The sequence below is a fragment of the Afipia sp. GAS231 genome (assembly GCF_900103365.1).
In the GTDB taxonomy this organism is placed as follows: domain Bacteria; phylum Pseudomonadota; class Alphaproteobacteria; order Rhizobiales; family Xanthobacteraceae; genus Bradyrhizobium.
In genome coordinates, this window is sequence record NZ_LT629703.1 from 4270722 (window position 1) to 4285659 (window position 14938).

The following is a 14938-nucleotide window of genomic DNA, read 5'->3' on the forward strand; positions in this document are numbered from 1 at the left end:
AAAGCGTCAGGGTGGCCCAATGGCTGGCGAAGATCGCGTCCTCGCGGGAGGCGCAAAATTTATCGATTTCCAAACCGATCCGTCGCGCTACCGGCACTGGAAGGTCGCCGTCGATGGCGACACAGCGACGCTGACCATGGACGTCGATGAGAATGCCGGGTTGTTCGAAGGCTATCAGCTCAAGCTGAATTCCTACGATCTCGGCGTCGACATCGAACTCGCCGACGCCGTGCAGCGGCTGCGCTTCGAACATCCGGACGTGAAGGTCGTGGTGATGCGCTCGGGCAAGAACCGGGTGTTCTGCGCCGGCGCCAATATCCGCATGCTGGCCGGCTCCACCCACGCCCATAAAGTCAATTTCTGCAAGTTCACCAACGAGACCCGCAACGGTCTGGAGGATTCTAGCGAGAATTCCGGACAGCGCTTCATCACCGTGGTCAACGGCACGGCGGCCGGCGGCGGTTACGAACTGGCGCTCGCCACCGATCACATCATCCTCGCCGACGACGGCGCCGCCGCGGTGTCGCTGCCGGAAGTGCCGCTGCTGGCAGTGCTGCCGGGCACCGGCGGGCTGACCCGCGTGGTCGACAAGCGCAAGGTGCGCCGCGACCATGCCGATTTCTTCTGCACCATCGAGGAAGGCATCAAGGGCAAGCGCGCCGTGCAATGGCGCCTCGTCGACGAGATCGCGCCGAACAGCAAGTTAGAGGCAAAAATCGCCGAACGCGTAAAAGAATTCGCCGGCCTCTCGAAGCGCAACGGCAGCGGCAAGGGCATCGCGCTGACGCCGCTTCATCGCATCATCGACGACACCTCAATCCGCTACGGTTTCGTCAGCGTCGACATCGATCGCGCGACCCGGATCGCGACCATTTCGATGAAGGCGCCGGAGGCCGCACCCCCGGCCGATATCGACGGCCTGATCGCGCAGGGGGCCGCGTTCTGGCCGCTGCAGGTCGCGCGCGAGCTTGACGACGCCATTCTTCACTTGCGCATCAACGAACTCGAAATCGCGATGCTGCTGTTCAAGTCGCATGGCGATCGCGCCAATGTCATCGCTGCCGACGCCTTCCTGGAAGCCAACAAGGCGCACTGGCTGGTCAACGAGATCAGGCAGTACTGGAAGCGGGTGCTGAAGCGCATCGACGTCACCTCGCGCACGCTGGTGACCCTGGTCGAGCCCGGTTCATGCTTTGTCGGCACGCTGGCCGAACTCGTGTTCGCCGCCGACCGCTCCTACATGCTGATCGGCCAGAAGCAGGGCGACAACCGCGAACCGCCGTCGATCGAACTCACGGCGATGAATTTCGGTCCCTATCCGATGAGCCATGGCCTGACCCGGCTGCAGTCGCGTTTCCAGGCCGATCCCGCCGATATGGACCGCGCCGAAGCCACCATCGGCACCAGCCTCGATGCCGAAGAGGCCGAGGAGCTCGGCCTCGTCACCTTCGCGCTCGACGATATCGATTGGGACGACGAAGTGCGGGTGTTCCTCGAAGAACGCACATCGTTCTCGCCCGACGGCCTCACCGGCATGGAAGCCAATCTGCGCTTCGTCGGGCCCGAAACGATGGAATCGAAAATCTTCTCGCGCCTGACGGCGTGGCAGAACTGGATCTTCCAGCGCCCCAACGCGGTCGGCGAAAACGGCGCCCTGCGCCGCTACGGCACCGGGCAAAAGGCGCAGTTCGATATGACGCGGGTGTGATTTCGTGTCCCGGGCGCGATGCAGCGCGCTTGCGCTGCTTCGCAGAACCGGGACCCACGTGACGACCAAGGAAACGACGAAGAACTAGGTCCCGGCTCTGCGGCGCAACGCTTCGCGCTGCACCGCGTCCGGGACACGAGAGCGAGCAAGGAGCACGCCATGAACTTCATGAACGTCGACTACTCAACCAAGATTCCCAACAACGTGAATCTCAGTGAAGATCGCCAGGTGCTGAAGGCGCTGGAGGGCTGGCATCCCGGCTACATGGACTGGTGGAGCGACATGGGGCCGGAAGGTTTTCAGCAGTCGCTGGTCTATTTGCGCACCGCCTATTCGGTCGATCCGCGCGGCTGGGCCAAGTTCGACTACGTCAAGATGCCGGAATATCGCTGGGGCATTTTGCTGGCGCCCCAGGAAGAGAACCGCGTCATTCCCTTCGGCGAGAATTACGGCAAGCCGGCCTGGCAGGAAGTCCCGGGTGAACATCGCGCCACGCTGCGCCGCCTGATCGTGATCCAGGGCGACACCGAGCCGGCCTCGGTCGAACAGCAGCGTCATCTCGGCAAGACCGCGCCCTCGCTCTACGACCTGCGCAACCTGTTCCAGGTCAATGTCGAGGAAGGCCGCCATCTCTGGGCGATGGTCTATCTCTTGCAGAAATATTTCGGCCGCGACGGCCGCGAGGAAGCCGATGATTTGTTGCGGCGTCGTTCGGGCGATGCGGATTCACCGCGCATGCTCGGCGCCTTCAACGAAGCGACGCCGGACTGGCTGTCGTTCTTCATGTTCACCTACTTCACCGACCGCGACGGCAAGATGCAGCTGCATTCGCTGGCGCAGTCCGGCTTCGATCCGCTGTCGCGCACCTGCCGCTTCATGTTGACCGAAGAGGCGCATCACATGTTCGTCGGCGAGACTGGCATCAGCCGCGTCGTGCAGCGCACCTGCGAGGCGATGAAGGAAGCCGGCATCACGGATCCCAACGATATCGCCAAGGTCCGCGCGTTGGGGGTCATCGATCTGCCGACGATTCAAAAGAAGCTGCACCTGCACTACTCGCTGTCACTCGATCTCTTTGGTTCGGAAGTCTCGACCAATGCGGCGAACGCCTTCAATGCCGGCATCAAGGGCCGCTACAAGGAAACCCAGATCGACGACGATCATCAGTTGAAGAGCGCGACCTATCCGGTGCTCAAGCTGGTCGACGGCGTGATCAAGCGCGTCGACGAGCCGGCGCTGACCGCGCTCAACATGCGGCTGCGCGACGACTACACGCAGGACTGCGCAAAGGGCATGCTGCGCTGGAACAAGATCATTTCGCTGGCCGGCTTCCACTTCAAGCTGACGCTGCCGAACGTCGCGTTCCATCGCCAGATCGGCGAGTTCAGGGATATCCACGCCACGCCCGAGGGCCTGCTGATCGACGACGCCACCTGGAACAAGCGCAAGGGCGAATGGCTGCCGTCATCCGCCGACGGTGACTTCATCGCTTCGCTGATGAAGCCGGTCACCGAAACCGGTCAGTACGCTTCGTGGATTTCGCCGCCCAAGGTCGGCATCGACAACAAGCCCGGCGATTTCGAATACGTGAAGATAGATACCTAAGGCTGTCATACCCGCGAAGGCGGGTATCCAGTACGCCGCGGCCAGCGTGAGTTGGCCGCGGCGTTTCTTTAATGTGCGCCTGCGTTTACTGGATCACCCGCCTTCGCGGGTGATGACAGCTTTGAACTAACCCGAAATCTCCATCCCGGCATTCGCGTACACCACGCCGCCATCGACCGCGATGGTGTTGCCGACCACGTAGTCGCCGGCGCGCGAAGCGAGGTAGATTGCAACGCCCGCCATGTCCTCGGTGGTGCCGATGCGCTTGGACGGAATTCGCCCGGCGAGATCGTCGCCGTGGTCGCGCGCGGCCCGGTTCATGTCGGAGGCAAACGCGCCCGGCGCGATCGCGGTCACGTTGATGTTGTCCTTGATCAGCTTGGTCGCCATCCGCCGCGTCAGGTGAATAACGGCGGCCTTGCTCGCGGCGTAGGAATAGGTCTCGCCCGGGTTGACGAAGATGCCGTCGATCGAGGCGACGTTGATGACCTTGGCCGGCCGCGCGTGGCTTGCCGCGGCGCGTAGCGGCTTCGCCAGCGCCTTGGTCAGGAAGAACAGCGACTTGACGTTGAGGTCCATGACCTTGTCCCAGCCGCTTTCGGGGAATTCGTCGAATTCCGCGCCCCAGGCCGCACCGGCATTGTTGACGAGGATGTCGAGTTTCGGCTCCAGCTTGATGATTTCGGCGGCGAGCTTGTCGCAGCCTTCGACCGTCGAAATGTCGATCGGCAGCGCGATGCACTCGCCATCATAGGCGGCCGAAAGTTCTTTCGCGGTGGCTTCGCAGGGCCCGGCCTTGCGCGCGGTGATGTAGACCTTCGCCGCCCCCTGGGCGAGAAATCCCGCCGCGATCATCTTGCCGATGCCGCGCGACCCGCCGGTCACGACAGCGATACGGCCCTTCAGCGAAAACAGATCCTTCATGCGTTCCTCCATTTGATTTGACGGAGGTTTTGGGCGTGGGCGCGGAGCGAGTCAAGGAACCCATTTTCTGTCGTCCCTGCGAACGCAGGGACCCATACGCCGCGGCCTATCGGGTCGGCGATGGAGTTGCCACCTTCTTCAACTATTGCAGCCGGTGGTTATGGGTCCCTGCGTTCGCAGGGACGACGGCTTACGCCGCGTCGATGCGGCGAAAGCCGTTCCACATCGCAGTCGCGGTGCCGGAGGTCAGGACGGGGAGGATGCGGACGTCCTGGTAATTGCCGTTGAGCGAGACCCGTTGCAGCGCTGTCAGGTGGTCGGCGCTTTCCGGATAGATCATGCCCGGCCGCGTCGTCACCGCGGTCTTGAATCCCGCCGCCTTCGTCGCTGCGAATTCGCGTACCCCGGCGGCGCTGCGGTCGCCATAGGGATAGCAGAAATGCAGCACGGGCCGCTGCAGCGCATCCTCGATCCGCGCCCGGCTGGTGGCGATCTCGAACGAAGCGGTCGCTTCGGACTGTCGGGCGAGGTTGCAATGGCTGATCGTGTGCGCGCCGATCGTGACCAGCGGATCGTCTGCGAACGGTTTCAATTCGTCCCAGGACAGGCAGAGCTCGCGGGCGATCGCGGCCTCGTCCACGCCACGGCGCGCGCAGAGTGCCGAGATTTCGCGTTCCTGGTCGTGTTCGCCGGGCAAAGCGCGCAGCCAGTCGTGAATCCGGTCGAACGCGGCCTGCTTGGTTGCCGGCGTTGAGGTATCGAGGCGCGTCGTGTTGCCGCCGATCGGGATTTCGATCGAGGATGCGGTGGCGATCACCCGCTCGAGCGCGACCCACCACAGCCTTCCGGTGCCTTCGGCGAAATCGGTGGCGACAAAGACGTTCATGGGCGCGTCAAATTCGCGCATCACCGGCAGCGCGAAATCGCGGTTGTCGCGATAACCGTCGTCGAAGCTGAAACAGGCGAAACGCCGCGCGAAATGGCGTTGCGAAAGCCGCGCATGCACTTCGTCCATGGTGACGAGGTCGATGTCGAGCGCGCGCAGATGCTGCAACGTCGCGCGCAGGAATTCCGGCTCGACCTCGAGATGACGGTTGGGCTGGAATTCGGCGTCGCGTCCCGGGCGGACGTGGTGCAGCATGAAAACGGCGCCGACACCTGCGAAGATTGGTCGCAGCAGGTGATGCACCCCGGACCGGGACAGCACTTCCAGTCCGGCCCGGATAACGGTGTTGCGGAGCTGCTTCATCACAAGTGGTCGGCCGGTTGGAGTTCGACTGCAAGTTAACGGCTGACCCTTGAACAAAAGGTTAGCCGGACCAAATACCCGCGCGCCGAGGTTTCTGTGGTATTTCGGGTTTGACAGCCTCGCAAGGGTTTGTTTTCTCTCAATTCCCCCGGATCCGCAGGACCTCGAATGCACGGACTTTTCAGGTGGAGCAGCAAATGGTGGCCGGGGGTAATTCCGCTGGCCGTCTTTTGGGCTATCGCGGCCTGGACCAGCACCGAACCGCTGGAAGCCGATCTGGCGCAGCGTTCCACCGCCGCACTGAAGGATACTGTGCTCGACAAGACGCGTATCGCGGTCGAGGGCCGCGACGTGACCTTCGTGGCGGACGCGTTCTCGGAAGACGGCCGTCAGAGCGCGGTCGCTTCGGTCGAAGCCGTACCGGGCGTGCGTCTCGTCAATGACGAAACCCGTCTCGTTCCCGAAGCCAAGCCGTTCGTCTGGTCGGCCGAGCGCGATGTCGTCCGGGTGACGCTGTCAGGCAGTTCGCCGCTGCCGGCGAGCAAAACCAAGCTGACCGAGGCGGCGCGCGCCAGTCTCGGTGGCACTGAGGTCGTCGATCGCATGAATTTGTCGCGCGGCGCGCCACCGCGTTTCGACAACGCCGCGCTGTTGTTGCTCGACCAGATCGGTAAATTGAAGGACGGCAAGATCACGCTGTCGGACACCAAGGTCAGCCTGTCGGGCATGGCGCGCGATCTCGGCGGCAGGGAAGCGATATCCGCCGCGCTGAAGAACCTTCCCGAAGGGTTTTCGGTGGCGACCAACGACGTCAAGGCACCGCCCTACATCTTCCAGGCCTACAAGGATCCGGTCGCGGTGACGCTGACGCTGACCGGCTATGTACCCGACAACAACGTCCATGCGGCGCTGGTGGCGGCTGCGGGCCGCAAGTTCTTCTCTGAAAAGGTGGTCGACAATCTCAAGGCCAGTGTCGGCGCGCCAGGCGGATTCGCCAATGCGGTGGTGCCCGCGCTCGGCGCGCTATCGCGGCTGTCGACCGGCACGCTCGTGGTCAGCGACCGCGAGGTGAAACTGTCGGGCGACGCGCTCTATGAAGCCGCCGCCAATCAGATCCGGGCAGGGCTGGGCAAGGATTTTCCGCAAGGCTGGCAGTTCAAGCCGGAAATTTCGGTGAAACCTGCCGCGGCGCCGGTCGATGCCACCGTCTGTCAGCAGCTATTCGCCGAATTGCTCGGCAAGGCGCGGATCCGGTTTGAATCGGGAAAGGCCGATATCGTGGCGGATTCCGCCGGACTGCTCGATCGCCTGATCGAAACCGCGCTGCGCTGTCCGAACGCCAATATCGAGATTGCCGGACATACCGATACCGACGGCGACGAGGCGGCCAACCAGACGCTGTCGGAGAAGCGGGCGCAGGCGGTCACCGATTATCTGGTCAGGGCAGGGCTGGCGGCGAACCGCTTCATGCCGGTCGGCTACGGCAGCGCGCAGCCGATCGCCGGCAATGATACCGAAGACGGCAAGGCGCAGAACCGCCGCATCGATTTCGTGGTGAAATAGCATGGCCTATCTGGCGACATTCTATTGGGGCTGGCTTTTGGGTTCAGCGCTGCTTGGGCTGGCGATGGGCTGGATTTCCGTGGTCCAGCACGGCGACGGCGTTCCCCGGAAATGGCGATGGGCGCTGGCGGCCTTGGCGGCGGCGCTGGTTGCGGCGGCCCTCACCCGCGTGGTTCCCGGCCGTTTCGGCTACTGGCTCGACCTCGGCCTGATCATGTTTGCGCTGTATCTTGGCGGCTGCGCGATCGGATCGTGGCTGCGCAACTGGGTGGTTTCGCGCAGCCAGCCTGCGGCCTGACGCCGATGCAGGGCAGGTCATGGCCCAACCCTGCCGCCGTCCCGCGCTGTCAGCCGGTCCGTTTCCCGTACTGAAAGCTCATTTGGGGGGCGCCAAATGCAGCAAAACTGTGCTTCCGCTGTCATCTACCCGGCCTAATATGTTGAAGAAGCGCGTTTTATTGTCGTTCGGCGAATTCCACTCTGGCCCAAAACGCGCTACCAGAGGGGTCGGGGAGCAGCGTGGCGCTGGCGGCTTCGCTCCGTTGGCGCCGCCGCGGGATCGCAATTCGAGGTCTAGATGCTGGAAGCAATACGCAGGGCGATTTCGTTTCTGCGCCAGAAGCAAGTCCTGCATAAGCTCGGGGTTGTGATTAGCGTCGCGGTCATCGCGATCGCGTGCTACGTGCTCTATCACATGCTGCGCGGCATCGACTCCAATGAGGTGATCGAGGCCATCAAGGGCACGGAGCCGCGCCAGATATGGCTGGCGGCGCTGTTCGTGGCGGCGGGCTATTTCACGCTGACATTTTACGACTGGTTCGCGGTGCGCGCGATCGGCCACGGACACATTCCCTATCGCGTCAACGCGCTCGCTGCCTTCACTTCCTATTCGATCGGCCACAATGTCGGCGCCAGCGTCTTCACCGGCGGTGCGGTGCGCTACCGGATCTATTCGGCCTGGGGACTGAACGCGATCGACGTCGCCAAGATCTGCTTCCTCGCCGGGCTGACCTTCTGGCTCGGCAATGCCGCGGTGCTGGGACTGGGCATCGCCTATCATCCCGAGGCCGCCGCCTCGATCGACCAGTTGCCGGCCTGGCTCAACCGCGTCGCGGCGTTCGCGATCATCGTCGGCCTGGTGGGTTACGTGGTCTGGGTCTGGACCCAGCCGCGCGGCGTCGGCCGCGGACCGTGGACCGTCACGCTGCCGGGTGGCCCGCTGACCTTGCTGCAGATCGCGATCGGCATCGTCGATCTCGGGTTCTGCGCGCTGGCGATGTATGTGCTGGTGCCGGACGAGCCCAATTTGGGCTTCGTCGTCGTCGCCGTCATATTCGTCTCGGCGACACTATTAGGCTTTGCCAGCCATTCGCCCGGCGGGCTCGGGGTGTTCGACGCCGCCATGCTGGTAGGCCTGTGGCAGATGGACCGGGAAGACCTGCTAGCCGGGATGCTATTGTTCCGCGTGCTCTATTATATTGCGCCCTTCGTCATATCTGTAATCTTGCTGACGTTTCGGGAGGTTATCATCGGGGCGCGACTCAAGCGCCTGCGCCAGTTGACGCCTGGCCCGGACGCCGAGCCGAGACATGAGGCGGTCTATGTGCGCGAGCGCGGAGACTCCGGCGCCTGAGGACGCGGAAAGCGCCTCGATAAGACGCCTCGATAATTCAGAGGGAAGAAAGCCGGCGCGATGGCGATAGACGATTCCTCCTCATCCACCTTCTTTGCGCCATGGCCGGACCGCCTGCGCCATGCGGCCATTATTTTGCTGGTCGCGGCGATCGCGCTTTCCGTGCTGGTGGTGCTGGCCGAACTCTCGGCGGCGCGCGCCGCTGCGGTGTTCCTCTGCATCGCTGCCGCAGCCCTGGTGCCGTGGCGGCTGCATAATGCGGTCACGTCCCGCGAGGACGTCCGCGGGGTCAATCCGGTCGAGGCCGCCGCCGTCAGCGCCGTCGTGGCCGGAATGCCGGATCCGGCGGTGCTGCTCGACCGCGCCGGCCGCGTCCTGCACCTCAACGCCGCGGCCGCCCAGCTCGCGCCGGCGCTGCGCAAGAACGAACTGGCCCAGTTCGCGCTGCGCTCGCCCGAGATCATCACGGCCTTGCGCGAGGCGATCGCGACCACCGAGCCGCGCCGTGCGACCTATCTCGACCACGTGCCGGTCGATCGCTGGATGGAACTGATCATTACGCCGGTGCCGGTGCCGACGCTGTTCGGCGGCACCGACAAATGCATGCTGATGACCTTCCACGACCAGACGCCGCTGCGGCGGGTCGAAGAGATGCGCGCCGATTTCGTCGCCAATGCCAGCCACGAACTGCGGACGCCGCTCGCGGCTCTGTCGGGTTTCATCGATACGCTGCAGGGACCGGCCCGCGACGACGCCAAGGCGCGCGAGCGCTTTCTCGGCATCATGCACGCGCAGGCGACGCGGATGGCGCGGCTGATCGACGACCTGCTGTCGTTGTCGCGGGTCGAGTTGTCGGCCCATGTCCGCCCCGACACCTCGGTGGATCTGGTGCCGATCATCCGCCAGGTCGCCGACGGGCTGGAACCGCTGGCGAGGGAGCGCCAGGTCGCGATCGAGATCGACCTGCCGGAAACGCCGGCGACGATCCCGGGCGACCGCGAGGAGTTGCTGCGGCTGTTCGAAAACCTGATCGAGAACGCGCTCAAATATGGTGCCTCCGGTGGCCGGGTGATCGTGTCGCTGGTCCAGGCCAACTCCGCCGAGGGCGCGCCGGAATTGCGCGTGCTGGTGCGCGATTTCGGCCCCGGCATCGCCCCGGAACATCTGCCGCGGCTGACCGAGCGCTTCTACCGGGTCGATGTCGGCGACAGCCGCGCGCAGGGTGGAACCGGGCTCGGTTTATCGCTGGTGAAACATATTGTTAACCGCCATCGCGGCCGGCTTTTGATCGAAAGCGTGCCCAAAAACGGGGCGACCTTTACCGCCTGTTTTCCCCAGGCGAAGACCTCGATACCGGCATAAAGGCAAGCGATTTCAGTCGCTTGTGCCTGTCATCCAACTGTCATCAAACCTTCGTAAAAGCTCTATCGACCGCACCTAAACGGGCGGCGTGAGCGCGATCGGGCGTATCAGACGCTTCGCTCACCAGATGGAGACCAACCATGAATTTCATCAAGACAATCGTCGCTGCCGGCCTGGTCGCCGCTTCGACGTCGGCCTTCGCGGCCGATATCACCGGCGCGGGCGCCACCTTCCCGTTCCCGATCTATTCGAAGTGGGCTGACGCCTACAAAAAGGAGACCGGCAACGGTCTGAACTACCAGTCGATCGGTTCCGGCGCCGGCATCAAGCAGATCCAGGCCAAGACCGTGACGTTCGGCGCCACCGACGCGCCGCTGAAGGCCGAAGTGCTCGAAAAGGACGGCCTGGTGCAGTGGCCGATGGTGATGGGCGCGATCGTCCCCGTCGTGAACCTCGAAGGCATCAAGCCGGGCGAGCTGGTGCTGTCGGGCGAAGTGCTCGGCGACATCTATCTCGGCAAGATCACCAAGTGGAACGACGCCGCGATTGCCAAGCTCAATCCGAGCCTGAAGCTGCCGACCGACGCCATCACCGTGGTGCGCCGCTCCGACGGTTCGGGAACCACCTTCAACTTCACCGACTATCTCGCGAAGTCGAACGCCGAGTGGAAGACCAAGGTCGGCTCCGGCACCGCGGTTGAATGGCCGGCGGGCGTTGGCGCCAAGGGCAACGAAGGTGTTGCCGGCAACATCGGCCAGACCAAGAACGCGATCGGTTATGTCGAATACGCCTACGCCAAGCAGAACAAGCTGACCTACACCGCGCTGATCAACAAGGGCGGCAAGACCGTGCAGCCGACCATCGCAGCGTTCCAGGCGGCCGCTTCCAACGCCGACTGGGCCAAGGCGCCCGGCTACTACGTGATCCTGACCGACCAGCCCGGCGATGCCTCCTGGCCGATCACTGCCGCGACCTTCATCCTGATGCACAAGGATGCGACCGACAAGGCAGCGTCCCAGGAAGCCATCAAGTTCTTCAAGTGGTCGTTCGAAAAGGGCGGCAAGATGGCTGAAGAACTCGACTACATCCCGATGCCGGACTCGGTCGTCAAGCTGATCGAAAAGACCTGGTCGGCCGACATCAAGAGCTAAGGTCCGTTTCGATCTTGCGATAACGAACTCACACGACAACGGGAGCCTGCTCCCTCCGCCCAACCCGGCTTCACCCCGGGTTGGGTTTCCCTCCCGGCGGGGCAGGGCAATAACAACACCAAGAACACAGCCGTAAGAACCAAGAACAATTCGCGGCCAAACCGGCTGCAAAACCCGTGCATCGGATTCGGGTCGATGGGTTATAAGTACAGGGGATTGGCGTGGCAGACATGGCGGTTCAAGGCGACGTAATGGAAGCTGCTGCTGGACCTTACGATCGTGCCCGGGCCCTCAGCGCCTTCAAACTCGGCGATGTCGCTTTCTACTGGATCACCCGCGCCTGCGCGATTTCGGTGCTCCTCATTCTCGGTGGCATCATCATCTCCCTGATCGTGGGCGCCTGGCCCGCGATGAAGGAATACGGTTTCGCCTTCCTGTTCACCTCGCGCTGGGCGCCATCGGCCGATCCGCCGGTGCTCGGCGCGCTCGGACCGATCTACGGCACGCTGGTCACCTCGGTGATCGCGATGATGATCGCCATTCCCGTCGGCCTCGGCATCGCGGTGTTCCTGACCGAAATCTGTCCGCTCTGGCTGCGCCGCCCGATCGGCCTCGCCATCGAACTGCTCGCCGGCATTCCCTCGATCATCTACGGCATGTGGGGCTTCTTCGTGCTCGGCCCGTTCCTGGCCAACACGTTCCAGCCCTTCATGATCAGCATCTTCGACGGCGTTCCCGTGCTGGGCACGATCTTCGCGGGTCCCCCGTCCTATCTCTCGCTGTTCAACGCCGCGCTGATTCTGGCGATCATGGTGCTGCCGTTCATCACCTCGATCTCGGTCGACGTGTTCAAGACGGTGCCGCCGGTCCTCAAGGAAGCCGCCTATGGCGTCGGCTGCACCACCTGGGAAGTCGTCCGCAACGTCGTCATTCCCTACACGAGGGTCGGCGTCATCGGCGGTATCATGCTGGCGCTCGGCCGCGCGCTCGGCGAGACCATGGCGGTCACCTTCATCATCGGCAACTCGTTCAAGATCTCGTCCTCGATCTTCGCGCCGGGCACCACGATCTCGGCGGCGATCGCATCCGAATTCGCCGAGAGCGACGGGCTGCACCAGTCCGGCCTGATCCTGCTCGGGCTATTGCTGTTCGTGCTGACGTTCTTCGTGCTCTCGGCCGCGCGGCTGATGCTGATGCGGCTGGAAAAGAAGGCGGGGAACTGAGATGAACCCGATTTATTCCTCGCGCAAACGCTTCGACATCGTCGTCCGGGCGCTATGCGTCGGTGCCGCTCTGTTCGGCGTCACCTGGCTCGCACTGATCCTGTTCACGCTGTTCTACAACGGCCTCGCCGGCATTAATTTCGCGGTGTTCTACCAGGACACCCCGCCGCCCGGCTCGACCGAAGGCGGCCTGCGCAACGCCATCGTCGGCTCGATCATCATGACCGTGATCGGGGTCGGCATCGGCGCGCCGCTTGGCCTGTTTGCCGGGACCTATCTGGCCGAATACGGCAAGCACGACAAACTGACGTCGATCATCCGCTTCATCAACGACATCCTGCTCAGCGCGCCCTCGATCATCATCGGCCTGTTCGTCTATGGCGCCATCGTGGTTCCGATGGGCGGCTTCTCGGCCTTTGCCGGCTGTCTGGCGCTCGCCGTGATCGTCATCCCCGTGGTGGTGCGCACCACCGAGGACATGCTGGGGCTGGTGCCCAATCCGTTGCGTGAAGCCGCCTCCGCGCTCGGCCTGCCGCGTTCGCTGGTGATCCGCCGCATCGCCTACCGCGCGGCGCGCTCGGGCCTCATCACCGGCGTGCTGCTCGCCACCGCCCGCGTCGCCGGCGAAACCGCGCCGCTGCTGTTCACAGCACTGTCGAACCAGTTCTTCAGCCTCAACCTGACCAAGACGATGGCGAACCTGCCGGTGACCATCAACAACTTCGTGCAAAGCCCCTACGTCTACTGGAAACAGCTCGCCTGGAGCGGGGCTCTGCTCATCACCCTGACCGTTCTTGCCCTGAATATTGGCGCGCGCATCCTCGGCGCCGAGAGGACAGCAAAATGACCGACGTATCCGTATCATCGATGAGTGCTGCCGGCGGCCTTCCTCCCGCGGCATCGGCGCTGCCGGAAGCGCCCCCGAAGGTGACCGCGCGCGGCCTGAATTTTTACTATGGCGAACACCACGCGCTGAAGAACATCAACCTCACGCTCGGCACCAACCGCGTCACCGCCTTCATCGGCCCGTCCGGTTGCGGCAAGTCGACCTTGCTGCGGATCTTCAACCGGATGTACGATCTCTATCCGGGCCAGAAGGCCGTTGGCCAGCTGATGCTCGACCAGACCAACATTCTCGACCCCAAGCTCGATCTCAACCTGTTGCGGGCCCGCGTCGGTATGGTGTTCCAGAAGCCGACCCCGTTCCCGATGACGATTTACGAAAATATCGCCTTCGGCATCCGCCTCTATGAAAAGATCTCCAAATCCGAGATGGACGGCCGGGTCGAGAAGGCGCTGCGTGGCGGCGCGCTGTGGAACGAGGTCAAGGACAAGCTCAACGCATCCGGCCTCAGCCTGTCCGGCGGCCAGCAGCAGCGGCTCTGCATCGCCCGCACGGTCGCGGTGCGGCCCGAAGTGATCCTGTTCGACGAACCCTGCTCGGCGCTCGATCCGATCTCGACCGCCAAGGTCGAGGAACTGATCCAGGAACTGGCGGAGGACTACACCATCGCCATCGTTACCCATAATATGCAGCAGGCAGCGCGCGTCTCCGACAAGACCGCCTTCATGTATCTCGGGGAACTGATCGAATTCGACGACACCAACAGGATTTTCACCTCGCCGAGCGATCGACGAACCCAGGACTACATCACCGGCCGGTTCGGCTGAGCATGATCCGGAAAAGTGGGACCCGGTTTTCCGAAGAGATCGTGCTCAAAAGGGAAATTCAAATCATGCTCCGATCCGATCGGATCATGATTGAGGAGAGATCAAATGGCTTCTGAACATACCGCCAAGGCGTTTGACGGCGATCTGCAGGAACTCACCCGTCTCGTTGCCGAGATGGGCGGCCTTGCCGAACGCATGATCACCGAATCCGTCGATGCGCTGGTCCGCCGCGACATCGCGCTGGGCAACCGCGTCGTCACCTCCGACCTCGAGATCGACCGCCTGCAGCACATCATCGAGGAACGCGCGGTGCTGACCATCGCGCGGCGCCAGCCGATGGCGATCGACTTGCGCGAGATCGTCGGCGCGATGCGCGTCGCCACCGATCTGGAGCGGATCGGCGACCTCGCCAAGAACATGGGCAAGCGGGTCGCGGCGCTGGAGAACGATTTCCAGCCCTTGAAGCTGATCCGCGGCCTCGAGCACATGACCGATCTGGTGCAGTCGCAGGTCAAGTCGGTGCTGGACGCCTATGCCGCGCACGACCTGCCGGCGGCGATGGCGGTGTGGAAGGGCGACGAGGAAGTCGACGCCATCTGCACCTCGCTGTTCCGCGAACTCCTGACCTACATGATGGAAGATCCGCGCAACATCTCGTTCTGCATTCATTTGATGTTCTGCGCCAAGAATATCGAGCGGATCGGCGACCACGCCACTAACATTGCCGAAACCGTGTTCTACATGATCGAGGGTCAGCAGATTCTCGACAAGCGCCCGAAGGGCGACATGACGACGTTCGCCACGACAGTACCCGGTAACTGACGCGTCAGAACGATAGGGAAGCCAAAT

13 protein-coding genes are annotated in these 14938 nt (G+C 63.3%); 11 read left to right on the forward strand and 2 right to left on the reverse strand.

The window, feature by feature from the left end; all coding sequences use genetic code 11:
- The first annotated feature begins 19 nt into the window (after positions 1-19).
- Together boxC and boxB are read left to right on the forward strand one after the other, a co-directional pair.
- Positions 20-1708, forward strand: a complete 1689-nt coding sequence (gene boxC, locus BLS26_RS20060) for a 2,3-epoxybenzoyl-CoA dihydrolase (protein ID WP_092513970.1) — start codon at positions 20-22, stop codon at positions 1706-1708.
- Between the two features lie 168 nt (positions 1709-1876).
- Positions 1877-3313, forward strand: a complete 1437-nt coding sequence (gene boxB, locus BLS26_RS20065; protein WP_092518293.1) for a benzoyl-CoA 2,3-epoxidase subunit BoxB — start codon at positions 1877-1879, stop codon at positions 3311-3313.
- A gap of 126 nt (positions 3314-3439) precedes the next feature.
- Here the strand turns inward: boxB and BLS26_RS20070 are convergent, their stop codons facing one another.
- Both BLS26_RS20070 and BLS26_RS20075 read right to left on the reverse strand, forming a co-directional pair.
- Positions 3440-4237, reverse strand: a complete 798-nt coding sequence (locus BLS26_RS20070; protein ID WP_092518295.1) for an SDR family oxidoreductase — start codon at positions 4235-4237, stop codon at positions 3440-3442.
- 190 nt (positions 4238-4427) lie between these two features.
- Complete coding sequence (locus BLS26_RS20075; RefSeq protein WP_092513972.1) at positions 4428-5486, reverse strand: polysaccharide deacetylase family protein; 1059 nt, start codon at positions 5484-5486, stop codon at positions 4428-4430.
- 168 nt (positions 5487-5654) lie between these two features.
- Between BLS26_RS20075 and BLS26_RS20080 the strand changes: the two genes are divergently transcribed.
- The 9 genes from BLS26_RS20080 to phoU all read left to right on the forward strand — a co-directional run bounded on the left by BLS26_RS20080 (position 5655) and on the right by phoU (position 14911).
- Positions 5655-7049: an OmpA family protein gene (locus BLS26_RS20080; RefSeq protein ID WP_092513974.1), complete on the forward strand. Its 1395-nt coding sequence runs from the start codon at positions 5655-5657 to the stop codon at positions 7047-7049.
- A 1-nt stretch (position 7050) separates the two neighbouring features.
- Positions 7051-7347: a hypothetical protein gene (locus BLS26_RS20085; protein ID WP_092513976.1), complete on the forward strand. Its 297-nt coding sequence runs from the start codon at positions 7051-7053 to the stop codon at positions 7345-7347.
- 279 nt (positions 7348-7626) lie between these two features.
- Positions 7627-8682 carry a lysylphosphatidylglycerol synthase domain-containing protein gene (locus tag BLS26_RS20090; RefSeq protein ID WP_092513978.1) on the forward strand — a complete coding sequence of 352 codons (1056 nt, stop codon included), beginning with the start codon at positions 7627-7629 and terminating at the stop codon, positions 8680-8682.
- Between the two features lie 60 nt (positions 8683-8742).
- Positions 8743-10044 (forward strand): ATP-binding protein, encoded by a 1302-nt coding sequence (locus BLS26_RS20095; protein ID WP_092513980.1) that lies wholly within the window; start codon positions 8743-8745, stop codon positions 10042-10044.
- Between the two features lie 140 nt (positions 10045-10184).
- Complete coding sequence (gene pstS / locus BLS26_RS20100) at positions 10185-11195, forward strand: phosphate ABC transporter substrate-binding protein PstS (protein WP_092513982.1); 1011 nt, start codon at positions 10185-10187, stop codon at positions 11193-11195.
- Positions 11196-11416: 221 nt separating this feature from the next.
- On the forward strand, positions 11417-12418 hold the full coding sequence (gene pstC, locus BLS26_RS20105; RefSeq protein ID WP_092513984.1) for a phosphate ABC transporter permease subunit PstC: 1002 nt from the start codon (positions 11417-11419) through the stop codon (positions 12416-12418).
- Position 12419: 1 nt separating this feature from the next.
- Positions 12420-13265 (forward strand): phosphate ABC transporter permease PstA, encoded by an 846-nt coding sequence (gene pstA / locus BLS26_RS20110; protein ID WP_092513986.1) that lies wholly within the window; start codon positions 12420-12422, stop codon positions 13263-13265.
- Positions 13262-14089: a phosphate ABC transporter ATP-binding protein PstB gene (gene pstB, locus BLS26_RS20115; RefSeq protein WP_092513988.1), complete on the forward strand. Its 828-nt coding sequence runs from the start codon at positions 13262-13264 to the stop codon at positions 14087-14089. The genes pstA and pstB overlap by 4 nt, the downstream gene beginning before the upstream one ends.
- Positions 14090-14194: 105 nt before the next feature.
- Positions 14195-14911, forward strand: coding sequence for a phosphate signaling complex protein PhoU (gene phoU, locus BLS26_RS20120; protein ID WP_092513990.1), 717 nt, complete (start codon positions 14195-14197; stop codon positions 14909-14911).
- The last annotated feature ends 27 nt before the right edge of the window (positions 14912-14938 follow it).